Annotated in this window: 10 protein-coding genes; 5 read left to right on the top strand and 5 right to left on the bottom strand. The window is 46.3% G+C overall.

The annotated features are described in order from the left end of the window. A partial coding sequence (locus tag JGK39_RS27625) for a hypothetical protein (protein WP_293303073.1) occupies nt 1-2,069 on the bottom strand: 2,069 nt, incomplete at its 3' end. Between the two features lie 441 nt (nt 2,070-2,510). Between JGK39_RS27625 and JGK39_RS27620 the strand changes: the two genes are divergently transcribed. Further along, nucleotides 2,511-2,789 (top strand): hypothetical protein, encoded by a 279-nt coding sequence (locus JGK39_RS27620; protein WP_293260088.1) that lies wholly within the window; start codon nt 2,511-2,513, stop codon nt 2,787-2,789. Nucleotides 2,790-3,133: 344 nt separating this feature from the next. Here JGK39_RS27620 and JGK39_RS27615 read toward each other — a convergent pair whose 3' ends face one another. After that, complete coding sequence (locus JGK39_RS27615) at nt 3,134-4,738, bottom strand: CHAT domain-containing protein (RefSeq protein ID WP_293298147.1); 1,605 nt, start codon at nt 4,736-4,738, stop codon at nt 3,134-3,136. Between the two features lie 229 nt (nt 4,739-4,967). Between JGK39_RS27615 and JGK39_RS27610 the strand changes: the two genes are divergently transcribed. The 4 genes from JGK39_RS27610 (at nt 4,968) to JGK39_RS27595 (ending at nt 9,993) form a co-directional block, all read left to right on the top strand. Further along, on the top strand, nt 4,968-5,609 hold the full coding sequence (locus JGK39_RS27610; RefSeq protein WP_293260082.1) for a hypothetical protein: 642 nt from the start codon (nt 4,968-4,970) through the stop codon (nt 5,607-5,609). A gap of 31 nt (nt 5,610-5,640) precedes the next feature. Next, a complete protein-coding gene (locus JGK39_RS27605) occupies nt 5,641-6,576 on the top strand; it encodes a DUF1822 family protein (protein ID WP_293260079.1) in 936 nt (311 codons plus the stop codon). A gap of 29 nt (nt 6,577-6,605) precedes the next feature. Continuing rightward, nucleotides 6,606-9,050: a CHASE2 domain-containing protein gene (locus JGK39_RS27600; RefSeq protein ID WP_293260076.1), complete on the top strand. Its 2,445-nt coding sequence runs from the start codon at nt 6,606-6,608 to the stop codon at nt 9,048-9,050. 103 nt (nt 9,051-9,153) lie between these two features. Further along, nucleotides 9,154-9,993, top strand: coding sequence for a DUF928 domain-containing protein (locus JGK39_RS27595; RefSeq protein ID WP_293260073.1), 840 nt, complete (start codon nt 9,154-9,156; stop codon nt 9,991-9,993). A 48-nt stretch (nt 9,994-10,041) separates the two neighbouring features. Here JGK39_RS27595 and JGK39_RS27590 read toward each other — a convergent pair whose 3' ends face one another. The 3 genes from JGK39_RS27590 to JGK39_RS27580 form a co-directional block, all read right to left on the bottom strand. Further along, the gene (locus JGK39_RS27590) at nt 10,042-12,405 is read right to left on the bottom strand and encodes a CHAT domain-containing protein (protein WP_293260070.1); all 2,364 of its coding nucleotides are present in this window, start codon (nt 12,403-12,405) and stop codon (nt 10,042-10,044) included. A 568-nt stretch (nt 12,406-12,973) separates the two neighbouring features. Next, entirely contained in the window at nt 12,974-15,808 is a 2,835-nt protein-coding gene (locus JGK39_RS27585; protein ID WP_293298144.1) for an S-layer family protein, read from the bottom strand. 42 nt (nt 15,809-15,850) lie between these two features. Continuing rightward, nucleotides 15,851-16,075: a hypothetical protein gene (locus JGK39_RS27580; RefSeq protein ID WP_293260064.1), complete on the bottom strand. Its 225-nt coding sequence runs from the start codon at nt 16,073-16,075 to the stop codon at nt 15,851-15,853. Nucleotides 16,076-16,253: the final 178 nt, after the last annotated feature.

Raw genomic sequence — 16,253 nt, 5'->3', positions numbered from 1 at the left:
GTGGGCGCCGCTGGCGGTAAAACTTGGCGGTGAACGCTGACTTTGTGACTTTCCCGCTGAGTTTGCATTTCCACGGCGATCGCCTCAAATTCAATTTCCATGCAGCCGTAGGGAATCTCTAACTCGATACTCGATCGCATATTTCCTAACCCGGTAGCTGTAAATTCGGTAATCCAGCGCGGCCCGTCGAGAATTAGGTAGGTTTGCCGATCGAATACCCAAACTTTTACATAAATCCGCGGCATTAATTCCGGTAGTTGCACTTTCACTGTTACAGCCTGGCCCGCCAGGATTTGGGCGCGCGGCAATTCCAGGATCGGCATCGGTACTGACTCGTCTTCTGACAAAATGTAGGGAGTTAGCCCAGTTGCTTCTGGTTCGACTTTTATGGTTTTTTGGGCCACTGGTTTCGGCTGCGGGGGTTCGTCAAACACCACAAATTCTCTCGCTTCCGGGCCAGTAGGTTGCGGTTGGGAAATGGTTTCCCTGATGGCTGGTTGCACTCCAGTTGGGCTGCTTTCTTCGACGACTGTTATGGCTTCGCTGGTATTGGGGGCGGCTTTTGGAGTTGGCGACAGGCTGGTTGCTTTCAGCCATTCGGGGGATTCGCCGGTGCTGGCTAGGGAACTCAGTCGCGACCAGAATCTATTTTGGACGTTTAAGGTTTGAAATGCCTTTTGTGAGGGGGGTGGCGTAGGTTCTGGGGCTGGTGTTTCTGGTTCGGGAGTGTTTTGGGGTTTTTGGTCGATCGCCCCTATTTCGGCGTTTTCTGGGGTAGTTGGGATGTCTGAGGGTTTGGTTGGTTGGTCGATCGCCCCGGCGGATGTTCTAGACGAATTGGTGATTTCAAAGAGCAATTGCGATCGGCTGCTGTCGGGCAGTTTGTTACCGAATGCTGGCAATTCTAGGCCGCCCGCACTTGGAGTCTGGCGGGAATTTAGCTGAGGGGGTAGGGATTCATTCGTTACAGATTCATTGGTTGCAGTTGTGGCTGCTGCGGGAGATGGCAGATCTAAGCCTTTTTGTCCTACCCGGAGGAAGGATGGATGGACTTCTTTTCGAGGTGGTCTGAGTGCTGTTGGAGAGGGTTCGGCTTGATGTTTTTCTTCGATGAAATCGTCTTTAATTGCTTCTAGCAGGTGTTCTAAACCGGCTGTAATTGTGAATAGTTTGGTGGCTAAAGTTACACCGCCACTGCTGAGAATTGCTTCTCCTAAAATTAGGCGACTTTTGCAGTCGGGTGGGATGTAGGTAACGCAGGCAAAGATGCAGGGAGGAGCTTGTTCTGGCATCGGCTGCTCGATTTGGGCGAGTATTTGTGAGGTTTGGGGGTCTCGCAGGTAAATTTGCAGTTGTGCTGAACCGATGAGTTTTTGGAGTTCTTGAAGTTGGGATTCGGGGATGGGAGGTGGTGTTATTCTGATTTTTTGAGGTGGTTGGGGAATGTCGATTTTGCCGGAAATGATTAAGGGGCGGCCGAGTTGGGTGATGAAGGTTTCTCGATCGAGCACGAGTTCGAGTTCGAGTTTGACTGCGGGTTTCGGCGGCTGAGGCGTTTGGGGAAGGGGGAATTGGTAGATTTTGGTCGGCTGCGGTGGAGGTGGAGGTGGGGCCTTGATTTGGGTTGGTGTCCGATCGACCGGTGATGCGTTTTCTAAGGCTGAGGGGGAAGCGGCGGCTTCGGAGGAGTCGATCGCGGGTAGGGGCTCGGAAGTTTCCGATTCTGCGGGCAATACTTCTAATTGCACGCCGTACTGCCAAGATTTTGCTGGTTCTGAGTTGGGATCTGGCAAGCAGGAGAGTTCCCACATTCCCGGTTTGAGACGAGTGTAGGGAATGATCACGACTAATCCTTCCGGGTTGGTGCGGGCCGATCTGCTTTGGACTTTCCGCTGGGGGGCTGTTTCGTCGAAGGATGTGTGGATGATGCGAATTTCGATGTCGGTGTTGGGGTGCTGAATGCGCGCCACGACGCGATATTTGCCTTCTAGAATTTCCACGTCGGGGGTTTCTAGGGGCAACCAGGCGCGATCGCCCTCTTTCTGTAGTAAAAATTCTAATTTTTTCATTTTTGTTTCCCCTTGAAGGCTCCCGCTTGATTTGTCACAGGTTGGTGGTGGTTGGTTGAGCGACAGCTACAGATATTGAATTACTTTATGTTTTATAGCCTATCATCTGCGTCGGTCAAGAGGCTCGATCGACAGTTGACAGTTGACAGTTGACAGTTGACAGTTGACAGTTGACAGTTGACAGTTGACAGTTGACCGCTGACAGTTACATAGTACGAGCATCAAACTGTTTATGCTAAAGGGTCTTAGCATATATTGATTCTATATATTTATCTCAATATTGGTAGTGGCGGTTGCTATATTGTTGCGTACAATTAGCGCCATCCAAGAGCGATCGACTTACCAAACAGAGCAATTCTTCAATCCAAAATCCCAAATCTAAAATCTAAAATCCATTGACGGCGGCCCCACAAGCCGCTACGCTGTGAAATTAAGGTTGCTTTGCTCGAAGAGGAAGCGGCCAGCGCAGCCCGAAAATCTAGTTGCACTGTCCAAAGCTGCGACCAACAGCTAAGGACAGCTACCGCCAAACTGAGTACACCAGTATCCGAACAGGAAGTCTTGCAGATAACCGTTGTCGGTTCCCAAAAAGCCGTGTTAGAAACCATCCACATCTTGTACCGGCTGGGATTCGCAGCCGTCGGCGATTGGAGTAAGTTGCAGCGAGGGGCAAAACCCGGACTTGTGATTAGTGTCCTGATTAAGCGATCGAAAGCCTAAAAATGGGCGGGCCTCATCGGTAATATCGGTTGATCCGTAGAGTCTCGTGTCGGACTTAGGCTTGGCCTTGGGTCGTGTCAACAATCGCGTTAAACCCTCAGTCCGGCAGGGGTTTAAACCCCTGCCTCAAAGCAAAAGTCCTCTCAAGAGGACTGAAGAACTCATCAGTCCTCTTGAGAGGACTTTCGCTATTAGACAGGGACTTGAGTCTAAGAGCGGTCTTTCGGGTGAAGCGCGATCCGGGACGATCGCAATCCGTAGAGTCCCGCGCCGGACACGGCAATGCCGTTTCCCTACAGATTTCCAATTGTGGAACAGGCCGAAAAGCCTGTTTCTCCCCACAATTACCAAGGACTGCCGATCGTACTAAAAGCAGCCCAATAATAAGGATGCGATAAATTTTTGCTCTCGAGTTTGGGGATTGACGGCGGCAGCGGAGTTTCCCCCCTAGAACTTCGCAATTGCCCATTTTCTATCGTGACTTTACCTTTAATCGCAGCAATTTGTGCTTGTCTGAGAGCTTCAGCTTTAATGATTGGAGGATCTTGAGGTTTGCTGATTTTTAACTGCTGGTAAAACTCTGTCATCAGCGCCAGAGTCCCCGCATCTGACACGTACCACAAGCTGGCGAGGGCAGATTTTGCTCCCGATTGCAGCGCTAAACCGCCAAATCCGAGTTCTGCTTCTTTGTCTCCCGAGGCTGTTCTACAGGCGCTCAATACTAACAGTTCCAGCGGCGGATTGTTCCATTTCAAATCTCTCATTTGAGATAATCTGAGTTGGGTGTCCCAAAATTGAATGTAGGAGTTATCTGGGGTTCCCGGGCGGAATTCCGCGTGAGTCGCGAGGTGGATGATGCCGTATCTTTGTTGCAGCCGCTGCGATTGCAAGTTGACGATGGTAAAATCTTCGTTGATAAAGGATTGACCAGGCCACTGTCGGGCGATCGCACTTAATTCTAACGGAACAGCCGGTAGCGGTTGTTTGTTCGCGGTTTCTGAGAAATTTTCTGCTCCCATTGCTAGGACGTGGGAGTTTCTGAGATCGGCGTAATTGATGTCTATCAGCTTGAATGCCGGAATCCGCGACATACTGTATTTTTCGATCAAAAATTGCTGGCCGTCGTGCATTGCTGCTAGGGGTACCGTTCGCAAACCTTCGCCGACGCAGAACAGCAAGGTGTCAATTTTTGCTATTTTCAAGTCTGCTTCTAGCGGTGCAATTATCCATTGATAAAGTTGTTGAGCTGATTCTAGATAGCTGGTAGTATTAATTTGTGCTACTTTGGTGATTTCGCTGGTAAATGCTTGGACGACTGGCACCAGTTTGTCTTTTTGGGCTGAGGGGACGCTGCGGTTAATTGGCGGGCGATCGGGCAATATTAAGATTAGTTCTAGTTGGTCTGTACGCGGAATAGCGTAAATTAAAGCTGGTTTTTTCTTGGTTTGAACTGCTAGGCGGGAGAGAGTTTTTGATATTGATTGGGCGGTTTTATCCCGGGCGGCAAAGTCTTGTTCAAAGTATTTTTGATAGTCTTCTTCCCAGTCTTTTTCGATTCGGGTGACGGCTTCGGTGAGGTTTCCGCGATCGAGAATCTCTCTCATTTCTTGCCCTTGAAGCCCGCCCGGATATGGCTTTTGGGCAATTGTAGCGAGGTTCGCGGTGCTCCAGCAGAAAAATATGGCTGTCAAACAGTAAAAAATAGCTCTTTTGATTTTTTTCTGAGCCGCGAGTTTTTGGCGGTGCTGCTGGGATTTGTGGTGCATGGTTTTGGGGCGTTGACGGCGCAGTAAAAAGCGTTTTTTCCGAGTGCGATCGCCCTGCTCCGTTGCCGATCGCGCTTCCTGCAAATAATTAACTGTGCTGGCGATCGCGATTATAGCATTCAACACCAACGCCAAACATCCCCTATCGGCTGAAAAGCCCGCACCGCCTGATTCCTGACGCACCAACGACCGCCCCTGGTACCCAGAAATTCGCAAATTATGTAAAGTTTTGTAAATTATGCAGGAGTTTTGCATAAAAATCGCAGATCGCGACAGATAGGCAAATAGAAGGCATTGCAGGGGATATGGCGGCGAGAGCGCCGGCGCAAGTCGCTCTCGGAGCATTCGCTGAACCCCGGCGGCTTGCATAGCTGGTTGGAGACTATTTTTCTGAGTAACCTTGGAACAAGAGATGCCTAGTAAGGATGAAATTGACGATCGGCTGAAACAGCTAGCCATAGCTGCTCAAAATCACCAGCCTAAAACTGTAGGGCGACGGAAAGCTGTTACCAGATTAGTGATGGAAATTGAAAGATATAAAATCATTAACTGTCCCCGAAATCTAAATTTTAGCTGGGATAATTATCAGGAAATTTGTGATGAATCCTACCAGGACTTGATGTTGCGAATCTGCCGGGAGATTCATAACTACCGCCCTGACAAAGAGGTCAGTCAGTGGGTAAACTTCTTGATGATTAAATGTTTTCAAGAAGCTACGCCTAAAGTTATAGGTCGCAGCGAGTTAAAACGTTCATACTACAAAGATATGAATTTTTTTTTGAATCAACACCCAAATCAACCGGAAGATGAATCGGAACGACTCGCAAAAGCTCTCATCGACATGATTGAAGAAGATCCGGGCGATGTTTTCAAAAGCGAAGTGAGTAGAAAGCACCCCCACGTCAATTTTCAGTTGTTGCTTGTCAAGCGAGAGATAGAAGATGTAAGTTGGGAGGATATATCCGCAGAGTTGCGAGTAAGTGTTTCAAGTTTAAGCAGTTTTTACCGGAGGTCTTTGGAGAAATTTACGCCCCGATTCAGAGAATACTTGTAGGACATTAAAAACCCAAAAACAAAGATGGATCATGAATAACACAGAAGTTGATTTAGTTTTGACAATTCCGATCGCCCCAGCAGCGCAGCGCAGCGCTCAAACCCTTGCACAGCAACAAAGTAACCCAAAAAAAGCCAAACGGGTTTATCTCAATGCTTTGGCCGTGCACGCAGTCAATTTGTACTTTCAGTGTATGGAAATAGACACTGATTTGGCCGCCAGCGATATTTGGAATCCTGTAGTCCAGAAATTCATGGATGTTGCGGATTTGGATGTCAAAGGTATTGGTAAGCTGGAATGCCGCTGGGTAAGCGCTGGTGAAGAATGTATCTCGATTCCGGCAGAAGTGCGATCGGACAGAATCGGTTACATTGCGGTGGAGATGGCCGAATCTCTCCAGGATCTGAAGTTGCTGGGATTTGTCAAAAATGGCGATCGAGAAAAAGTTCCACTTAGCGAGTTGGAGTCGATCGACAACCTGCTAGAATACTTAGACGAGCTCAAGCCTGTAAATCTCAGTCAATGGTTGGACAATATTTTCGATAGCGGTTGGCATACAGTGCAAACCATGTTCGAGTCAAAACCAGAATTGCAGTTTGCCTTCAGAAATAGTAACAAAGCATTAGATAAAAGCCCTACTTCTGGCGCTAACATTCCAGTTAAAAGGTGGACAAATCTAGAGGTGGCAGACGGTGAAATCGTAAAAATGATAGTAGAAATAACACAGACGAATCAGGAAGAGTTAGATATTTCTGTAGAGGTCTTTTCTGGGGAGAAATTAACTTATTTACCCGAAAATCTCCAATTGCTCTTGTTAGACAATCTAGGCCAAAGTTTAATACAAGCTAGAGCCCATAAAACCGATAGCTTGGTATTTAAGTTTAGCGCCGAACGCGGAGAAGACTTTAGCGTGAAAATCGCCTTGGGTGATGTGAGCACAATTAGAAATTTTTCATTTTCAATATAGCCATCAAATATCCATAGGGGGTGTATGTTATGAGCAAGTTAGTTTATCTCAAATTAGATGGTGATTTGCGGAACCAAGGTTTTCGAGTCACCTTGCAAATCATAGAAGATGGCGGCGAGGCTGCGGACGATCTGACCAAAAGTTTGCCTGCAAATCCTGCCCTAGCAGATCTAATTGAAACACACTGGAATCAAAAATATCGTTCTTTGGGAACGGCTTCTCGACACCAACGAAAAATTGTTTTTCCTTCAAAATACTCCTTGGTAAAGTCATACAATAAAAAAACTTTTCCTTCAAGAAAAATATCTTGGCGAGTGAAGATAAAACAAGTAGAGATCAGAAGTTCTCTGAAAAGATGCCAGGAGTCTGGTGAAGAAGTGGCAGCGGCGATGAATGCTTGGCTGAACTCAGAAGAGTTTCGAGAAATTGATAAACGGTTGTCAGTGAGATTGAATGTTGATGAAGATATTAGGGTTTTAATTCGTACCGAAGATCCGAATTTGCACAAGCTACCTTGGGAATTGTGGGATTTATTTAAAATTTTCCCCAAAGCCGAACCATCGCTGAGTCAATTAAACTTTGGAAATACAAATCAATTCCAGAAGCCAGTACGCAAATCCAAGGTAAGAATCTTAGCAATTCTGGGAAATAGCCATGACATTAATGTGCAAGAAGACCGTAAAACCCTCGAAGAGATATCTCCGAATCATGCGGAAGTAATAGTTTTAGTGGAGCCAGATATCAAGCAAATTACTGATGATTTGTGGGAACAACATTGGGATATCATATTTTTTGCTGGTCACGGACAAACTGAAAATGGCACTGGCAAGATTTATATTAATAAAAATGACAGCTTGACAATTGATGAGTTGTGGATTGGCTTGAGAAAAGCGGTGGACAATGGTTTGCAATTGGCAATTTTTAACTGCTGCGATGGCTTGGGTTTGGCTACAAAGTTAGATGATTTTCAGAGAATTCCGCAAATGATTTTGATGCGGGAGTTGGTGCCGGATTATATAGCTCAAGAATTTCTGAAGTATTTTCTAACAGAGTTTGTAGCTGGTAAGTCTTTGTATGCAGCTAAGAAGGAAGCTAGACTGAGGTTACAGGTTTTAGAAAATGAGTTTCCTTGTGCTAGTTGGTTGCCTGTAATTTGGCAGCATCCGGCTGCGAAGCCTGCAGTTTGGAATGATTTTTTACTGCCGCCGGATTCGCCTGCTGCTGCGGAGAATTTAACTGCGGCTTCTAGCGCTCCAAAAAGACCCCAGGTTAAGGGTTTTTCGCGTTTTAAGTCGGTGATTTTGGCGAGTGCGGGGTGTACCCTGGCTGTGATGGGTGCGCGCTTTCTGGGGGTTATGGAGCCGTTGGAACTGTCAATGCTCGATCGACTAATGAGCCAGCGCGAACCTGAATTAATCGACAATCGGTTGCTGGTAGTGGAAGTGACAAACAAGGATGCCGAGAAGTACGGCTATCCCCAAAATGATGCTACTCTAGCAAAGGCGATCGACAAATTGCAGCAGTTTCAACCTTTAATAATTGGTTTAAATATGCACCGAAATTCGGCAAGAGAGCCTGGGCGAAAGCAATTAATCTCCCTGTTCGATAGCCATCCCAATATTATTACTGTTTGTAGCTACGGTTCTACTGATAAAAATTTCGATCCGCCGCCAGAATTGTCTCAGGCTAAATTAACCAATCAACTTGGTTTTAGCGATTTGACTCCCGATGAATTGCGCCATGAAAAAGGTAGTAGTATTCGCCGTCAATCTCTTTCCTATGAACCAAATCTTTCTAGTTTTACTAACAATTGTAAAATTTCCAAGAGCTTCAGCTTTTTCTTAGCTTTGCGTTTTTTGGAAAATCAAGGAATAAAATCACAGATAACTAACAATCAAGAGTGGCGAATTGGTGATGTTACATTCAAAAGATTGGCAAGTCGAACTGGAGGTTATCAAGATTTAAATGCGCCAGTCAGTCAAATATTGCTCAACTACCGCGCCAACCCCAAGCCAGCTTTTAAAGTGACTCTTCAAGAAGTATTAGAAGGGAAAATAAACTCTGATTTAGTCAAAGATAAAATTGTTTTAATTGGTCATACTTCGCAAGCTTCGAGGGATGAATCTGATACTCCTTATGGTAAAATGCCGGGAGTTTGGATTCACGCTCACATGGTTAGTCAAATTCTCAGCGCTGTAATTGATAAAAGGCCGCTATTGTGGGTTTTGCCGCAATTCCAAGGGTTTCAGTGGGGAGATGCTGTTTTTGTGTGGCTGGTGGCTGTGACGGGCGGGCTGTTGGCTTGGCGTGCTCGATCGCTCTTGGTGTTGGCGATCGCTAGCGGTGGTATGATTTTTGTGCTGTACCAAGGTTCTTTGGTAATTTTGACTTTCGGTGGCTGGATGCCTTTGGTTCCGGCGGTTTTGGCTTTAGTGGCGACGGGTGGTATCTTGTTTGTGTACGATCGATCTTAATTAGCCTCGGCGCTTGAAATCTCGCAGATTTCTCGGCGGTTGAAGCCGCGTCTACACAAGCAAAGTCCGAGCGAGCGAGGGACTGGGAGAGAAGAGGGTTTTTATGTGTAAAATGCAGTGGCAGTTAGTGTTGGGTTTCATTTTGGCGATCGATTCTGCGTCAGGGCTGGCAAATCCGGCAAATCTGACTACTGTAGCAGAGAATAATTTGGTCAAAAATCATCGAATTGCGATCGCAAAAAACGCCAAACCCCAGAGAAAGCCGGATATAAAAACACCGATCGCACCACCAGACAAAAACACGAAACCAGGGGCAGGATCGAAAGTATCGAAAACACCTAGCACACCTCCCGATTCTAATACTAAACCAGGCGGAGGACTCGACCCTTATAAATCCTGCAAAAGAACCAATAAGCTACTAACTTTTTTAGCACCCCGTCAAAATCACCGTGTGACAACTTCTCCCTATCCTACTTTTTGGTTTTACATACCCTATGGGGCCGAAGATATAAAAAATGGAGAATTTGTGTTAGTGACTCAAGACGAGAAGACTTTGATTTACAAAGCTTCTTTCCAGCTACCTAAAACTCCTGGCATTGTGAATATTAGTTTGCCTGAATCTGCCAATTATGCTTTAAATGAGGGTAAATTCTATCATTGGTATTTGAGAATATACTGCCAGACAAATACAAATAATCGAGCAGATTTGGCTGTAGATGGATGGGTGCAAAAGGTAGCCGCAACGGCTGAAACAGAGCGCCTGATTAACGCAGGTGCACCTGATATTTGGTACGATTCGCTGACTCGTTTGGGCAATTTGTTGTTGGCTTCACCAACCGATAAAAAATTGAGAAGAGACTGGAATAAATTGTTAGAATCTATTGGGGAAAAAGAGTTAAGTCAAGAACCGTTAGCGGGCCCGGTTGTGGTGAATAAGGACTGAAGTCCTTACTACGAACCGGTTTGTAGTGAGGACTTCAGTCCTCTGAATTTAGAGCCAATTACCAACTAAAATGTATGTAGCCCAAATATTCGCCGCCTGATGTCTTTCAAAGAGAGACTTCTGTGCCAGATGCAGCGCTTTTGCCCTCGTCATTCCAGGTTTTGACAGTTCCTCATAAAACTGTACCATCAGTTCGGTATTCGGCGCATCCCGCGCTTCCCACAAAGTTGACAAAGTGCTGCGCGCCCCCGCACGCACCGCAATTCCTGCAAGTCCTAAAACTGCTCGGTTGTCTCCCGATGCGGTTTGACAAGCGCTCAAAACTAGCAATTCAATATTAGTCGATCGCTCTTGGGTACCGGTTTCGATTAAACTAGCGATATCTTGACCTTTGAGCCGTTTTTGGTAAGCCACAATATACGTTTCATCGGGATCTGAACTGAATTCGCCGTGAGTTTTTAAGTGTACTGCGGAAAAGTTGCCTGTTTGGAGTTGATTTTGAATATTGGTTTTGGTAAAATTGGCTTCAAGGAGGGGTTGACTTGCGGGTATTTTTTTGCTAATTCCTTCTAATTCTTCCTTTATTTTTTGGATGACTTCAAAGTTTTTACCGTCAATGTTTTGCGGTTGGCCGATACCGCCGACGAAGACTTTGAGTTTTTGTTGTAGCGGTTGAGGTGCAAAAAGTGTGAGTTGCGGCGAAATGGCGATCGCATATTTATCTTCTACTAAATACTTATCTGATTTTTCATCATAAAGCACCGCCATCGGTATATTCCGCAAATCGCCATCCTGTACAAATACTAAGGTTTCAATTTGAGGATTTTTGTCGAGTTCTGGTTTCAGCGGCTCGATCAACCATTGGTAGACTTTTTTAGCATCAGCTATTACTTCAAGGTTGTATCCTCGTTCGCTCAAGTTATTTCGGAGTTGTTGCAGAGTAGTTTCTACTGTTTTGCGAGGTACGCGAGTTTCGCGATAGGTTAGCGGCTTTCCCGGTACTTGAAAGATAATTGCTATTTTGTCTTCTAAGATAATTGGATAAATTAGCGCTGCTTGTTTGTCGGGTATTTTATTTATCGCAATAGTAGGAGATAAATTGCACCGCAAAAAGTTTTCAATTTCTGCTAGCTGGAGTGCGTCTATTTGTTGAATTGCTTGTTCTAAATTTGCCTGATTTGGTTGAGAATTTCCCTCGGTTGTCACGAGTAAATCTACGAGTTCGCGGTAAACTGGTTCGGCATTGTCTCGGAAGGAAAACTGCACGTCTGGATTGACGGCGATTAAATCTTTGCGTAAAGATTGGAGTGTTTGAACTGATGTTTGATAAGCTGCGATCGCACTTTTGGTCTCTCCCTTACTTTTCACAGTCAATCTGCCCAATTGCCACTGCCACCGATAGCCAATATCCGCCGCCTGGATTGACTGTGCAATGCCTAAAGCTTCGGTAGTTAATTGTTTGGCGTCTGATAGTTGTCCGGTGATTTCATACAATTCGCCGAGACTGCCTTTGGCATAGGATTCGGCTTGCAAATTGCCTAATTTAGTAGCATCTTTTGCTGCGGATGCCAATAGTTTTGCAATATAAATTAATTCCGGGTTTGCTGCGGTTTTAGTTTTGGTTGGGAAAGTACAGTGTTTGACTGCGGGCGGCAAAGGTAGTAAGATTTTATCGATGTCCAAATCCCTTGTTTGCACTTTCAAACAAATCAGGCTTTCGGCAAAGTCGATGCGAGCGTAGATGGATTCAGTAGTGGGGGGCAAATTGTCAACGGTTGGCTTGATTTCTTGCCATAAATTGCCGATATCTGAGTCGGGTTGAGTTTCCACAAGCAGGCTCAGTTTATTTAATTTAGCTTGCAACTGTTCGGTTTGGGCAGAAAGGGCGATCGCCCTTTCGTAAAATTTCAAAGCTTGGGCATAATTAAGCTTAGCATTTTTGCGGATATCTTCTTGCCGTTTGGCGATCGCGCGCTGGAGATTTCCCAAACTCAGATAAGCAGCGCTGACAGCTTGTTTTAACTGCAAGTTTTGGGCGATTGCCAAACTGCGGTTTAACATAATCTCCGAAGTTTTCAAAGCACCAGTCACGCGCAGCACATCGCCTAATGTTCTCAATCCCGATGCGCTGATTTCGGTGTTGGGCAATTTTTCAAGAGTCGCTTTTTCTGTGGGAGATAGTTGATTGTCAATTAAGGTTTGGCAGTTGAAATTGGTAAGCTCTAAAACTGGGAGCAAACTATTGCAAGCTTGGCGGTAAAGTCCCGCTGATTGGAGATTTTGGGCGGCGGTGAGTTGGGTGTTGGTTTTGGGAGTTCTGGGAATTTGAGCTGTAATAGGTATTTGCAAGCTACATAAAAATGCTGTTGTTGCTGCTATTATTAACGATATTTTCCATTTTTTTGTATTCATTGTTTTCGCAGGATTTAGGGAATATTTATGCGGATATGGGTTATTTAATACAGGGTATTGGTGTCAACTTTCGACGCGCTTGCCCGACAGTCCGGCGGGGGTTTAAACCCCCGCCTCATAGCGAAAGTCGGTTTTAACCGACTGGGGAATTTGACATAAATTGTCTGTGGAATCTGACAGGAGTGCGATCGATTTTACCGCGCGCTTGTCCGACAGTCCGGCGGGGGTTTAAACCCCCGCCTCATAGCGAAAGTCGGTTTTAACCGACTGGGGAATTTGACATAAATTGTCTGTGGAATGTGACATAAGTGCGATCGATTTTACCGCGCGCTTGTACGACAGTCCGGCGGGGGTTTAAACCCCCGCCTCATAGCAAAAGTCGGTTAAAACCGACTGTGGAATATCACACAAATTGTCTGTGAAATATGACATAAATTGTCTGGGAAATATGACTAAAAATGTAAGGAATCTCAGTCCTCTTTTAGAGGACTTTCGCTATGAGACAGGGGTTTTCAACCCCTGTCGGACTGTCGGAAAAACGAAATAATTCAGGCAGGCTTTGGGGTTTTTATCGATCGCACTTAACCGGATTTTGCCAATTGCTGTAAGGTATCACGTTGCGCGATCGAGCCACCAACCTAATCGTACCATCAGCATCTCGCTCCCATCCTTGAGCCTCCACTAATTCCGTTTCCAAATTATCACCCGAATTTGCCCCCGAATTGCTGACAATTTCTCTGGGAGTCGGGCGCACACCGCCGCGCCCGACATTCACAAAACTGCTGCGGCTTCCCCGATTGCAAGGGTTTTGGATAATCGCGGTAACTCCCGGCTGCGGGAGGGCTATTAAACCGGAACTCGGATCGATATCGGGTGTGTTGATTTCGACGGTGCCGCTGAGATTGGGGTTGGTGCGCGATATCGCGGTAATGTCGCTGCTGGGCAAATCTTGCGGGTCAAATTGAGTTAAATTATTTCCTAATTGAGTTTCTAAATCTTGTCGGCTTGGTGTTTGGAATCCTAAAACAGCTTGGGCGTCGATCGCAATTCTACCGCCCAAACCTTCAAAAGCGTTAGCGGAAATGTCGCTATTTCTGACGCCGGCAAGGGTATCGGTTTTGATGTTAATGTTACCGCCGTTGCCCGGTTTATCGCTGGTTCCTGCGGTTGTGGAGATGCGGCTGCGATCGCGCATCTGAATCGCGCTAGCATTGATGCGGATGTTGCCGCCTTCGCCCACAGCCGTTTCCGCCGTTAGAACGCCGCCGTTGAGCAATCGAATTTCGCGCGATCGAATTTCCAAATTTCCCGCGTCACCGCCTCCAAAACGCGCATCAACGGCTGCTTCTGCGCCGTTTTGTACTGTCAGGCGATCGGTAAAAATGTTGACGCCCCCGGCATTGCCCGAACCGCGAGTGCGCGCAAACAGCCCGCTGGTAAAAGGGTTATTGGTTTCAGGGTCTACAGTTCCAGAAACCCCACTCAATTGCACACTTTCACTAGCCTTGATAGTAACATCTCCGCCACTGCCAATACCGCGAGTGCCTGCCGATATTTGGGCGCCGTCTAATACCCGCAACTGTCGGGTGTTGACAGTCACATTGCCGCCGTTTCCTGTTGCATTTTCTTCATCAACTTGAGTAAATATACCGCTAGGAAAACGACTTATTGAAGTCCCTGCAAGTTCTACAGAATCCTTTACAGTTACAGTTATATTCCCACTTTTACCAGCACTTCTGGTACCAGATCCTATTTGTGCGCCATCTCGAACTATTAATTGTCGGGTTGCAACAGTTAAATTGCCACCGTCTCCCATTGCTATAGATTCTACTTGTGTCAATATGCCACTTCGCTGTTCGTTGCCACCGCTAATTACTATTGACTCGGAAGCATTCACTTGCAAATCTCCAGCTTGCCCCGCGCCAGATGTATTAGTAAACACCTGTGCACCATCTCGAAGGATCAATCTCTTGGTATCAATCGTCAAATCACCTCCTGCACCCTCTCCTTCAGTCGAAGAAGACAAAGCCGAAAGTGGCGGATCGCCGGGAGTGTCAATTCCGATGACTTCCACTGATTCCAAAGCATTGATGGTAAGACTCCCGGCATTACCGCTGCCTAAAGCAGTTGTTGATACCAAAGCCCCGTCAGAAATAAATAACCTGCCTGTATTTATTGTCAAATTTCCTGCTGCACCGGCACTTTCCGTCTGAGCAAATAAGCCGCCAGGTTCCCCATCAGGAGTGGTACCCGTAGCTTCTATGAATTCAGATACATCAACTCTCACATTACCTCCTCTACCGTCACCAAATGTAGAAGTAGTTGCCTGTCCGCCATCTCGCAACAACAAATTGCGCGCCGAAATTTGCAAATTCCCGCCGTTACCTTCGCCGATAGTTTCTGCCAAAAAACCGCTGCGTTGACCGTCAGGACTGCCAATAATTTCGATAGCTTCCGCAGCGGTGACACTGAGATTTCCTCCCGGTTCTGCTTCTCTCGTCAAACTCAAAACTGCCGAACCTTCAGTGAGTCTGATGTTGCGCCCTGCAAGCTGAATGTCACCTCCTCGCGTCCCGCTAGCATCAACAGTTGCTTTTTGCGACATTTCGATATTGCCAAGGGAGGAAGCAGGCTGAGGCAAAATATCGGAAGTAAACAGAGATTCGTTGTTAGGAGTTCTGGCCTCTCCATTGCGAACTGCTAACAGCGAAATGCGTCCCGCCGGCGCAGTCAAATTGCCACCTTGAAGTTGGATATCTGCGCCTGCTAATACCAAACTTCTGCCCGGTTCTACAGCAAGTCCAACAACGTTGTTATCTTCCCGGACTATCGCGCCTGTTTCTTCATCTGGTATCAAATTTTGACCGGGCCCTCGGACGATAATTGGGTTAGCTGTTCCCAATTGCAAACCTATTGGCACGCTGATGGTTAATAGAGGAGTTGTTTGGGGATTTTTTGCGCTGAACTGCGTGCCGTCAGCAAATATCAAACTGTCAGCAGTGCTTGCCAAAAAGGAACCGCCGATGCTGAGTCGAGCGTTTTCACCAAAGATAATGCCGTTAGGATTTAGCAGGAATAAATTAGCATTGCCGTTAGCTTGGAGAAGGCCGTCAATATTAGAAATTGAGCTGCCAGTGACGCGAGTAATAATATTTTGAACATCTAGAGAGTTGTTGAAAAAAGCTGTACCGCCGGTGGGGACAGAAAATTCTCTAAAACTGTGAAATAAGTTATTGCCGGCTTTAGTACCGCCGTCGATAATATCAGTATTGTCGTTGTTGGTAACGGTGGAATTGATGGGGAGAGTGGTATCGGGGACGATTTGAGCTAATGTTGGGGGAGCGGTTAGGTAGCAGAAAGCGAGGGCGGTGAGAAGCTGGAAGGGAAAGGGCGATTTGTTCATCGCGGGTTTACATATGAAAAACCCAAATATTTTATCATTCTTTTAGCCCGATCGCCAGATATTGCGATTGCTCGATCTCTCGATAGCCCGATCGTCCGATATTTCGATATTTCGATATTTCGATATTTCGACAATTCGATCGTCCGACATTTCGACAATCCAATAGTCCCACATTTCGACAACCAATAGTCCGACATTTCGACAATTCGATCGTTCGATCTCTCGACAGCCCGATAGTCCGACAGGGGTTGAAAACCCCTGTCTCATAGCGAAAGTCCTCTAAAGAGGACTGTGGATTAGTATTTAAGTCGATCTTAATTGACCAAAAAATAGCATTTACCAACACATCTTACAGTCCTCTTCAGAGGACTTTTGCTAGGAGGAAGGGAATTAATTCCCTGCCGGACTGTGAGGCAAGCGAGTTAGTATTTAAGTCGCAATTAAT

Source organism: Microcoleus sp. PH2017_12_PCY_D_A (assembly GCF_020738565.1).
Lineage (GTDB): Bacteria > Cyanobacteriota > Cyanobacteriia > Cyanobacteriales > Microcoleaceae > Microcoleus.
The sequence above is the reverse complement of the archived record's forward strand: the minus strand, read 5'-3'. Positions and strand labels throughout refer to the sequence as shown.

Coding starts and splice junctions, on each gene's coding strand:
- JGK39_RS27605 (WP_293260079.1), top strand. CDS start 5,641: ATGAATAACACAGAAGTTGATTTAGTTTTGACAATTCCGATCGCCCCA.
- JGK39_RS27590 (WP_293260070.1), bottom strand. CDS start 12,405: ATGAATACAAAAAAATGGAAAATATCGTTAATAATAGCAGCAACAACA.
- JGK39_RS27580 (WP_293260064.1), bottom strand. CDS start 16,075: ATGAGACAGGGGTTTTCAACCCCTGTCGGACTATCGGGCTGTCGAGAG.
- JGK39_RS27595 (WP_293260073.1), top strand. CDS start 9,154: ATGTGTAAAATGCAGTGGCAGTTAGTGTTGGGTTTCATTTTGGCGATC.
- JGK39_RS27585 (WP_293298144.1), bottom strand. CDS start 15,808: ATGAACAAATCGCCCTTTCCCTTCCAGCTTCTCACCGCCCTCGCTTTC.
- JGK39_RS27600 (WP_293260076.1), top strand. CDS start 6,606: ATGAGCAAGTTAGTTTATCTCAAATTAGATGGTGATTTGCGGAACCAA.
- JGK39_RS27610 (WP_293260082.1), top strand. CDS start 4,968: ATGCCTAGTAAGGATGAAATTGACGATCGGCTGAAACAGCTAGCCATA.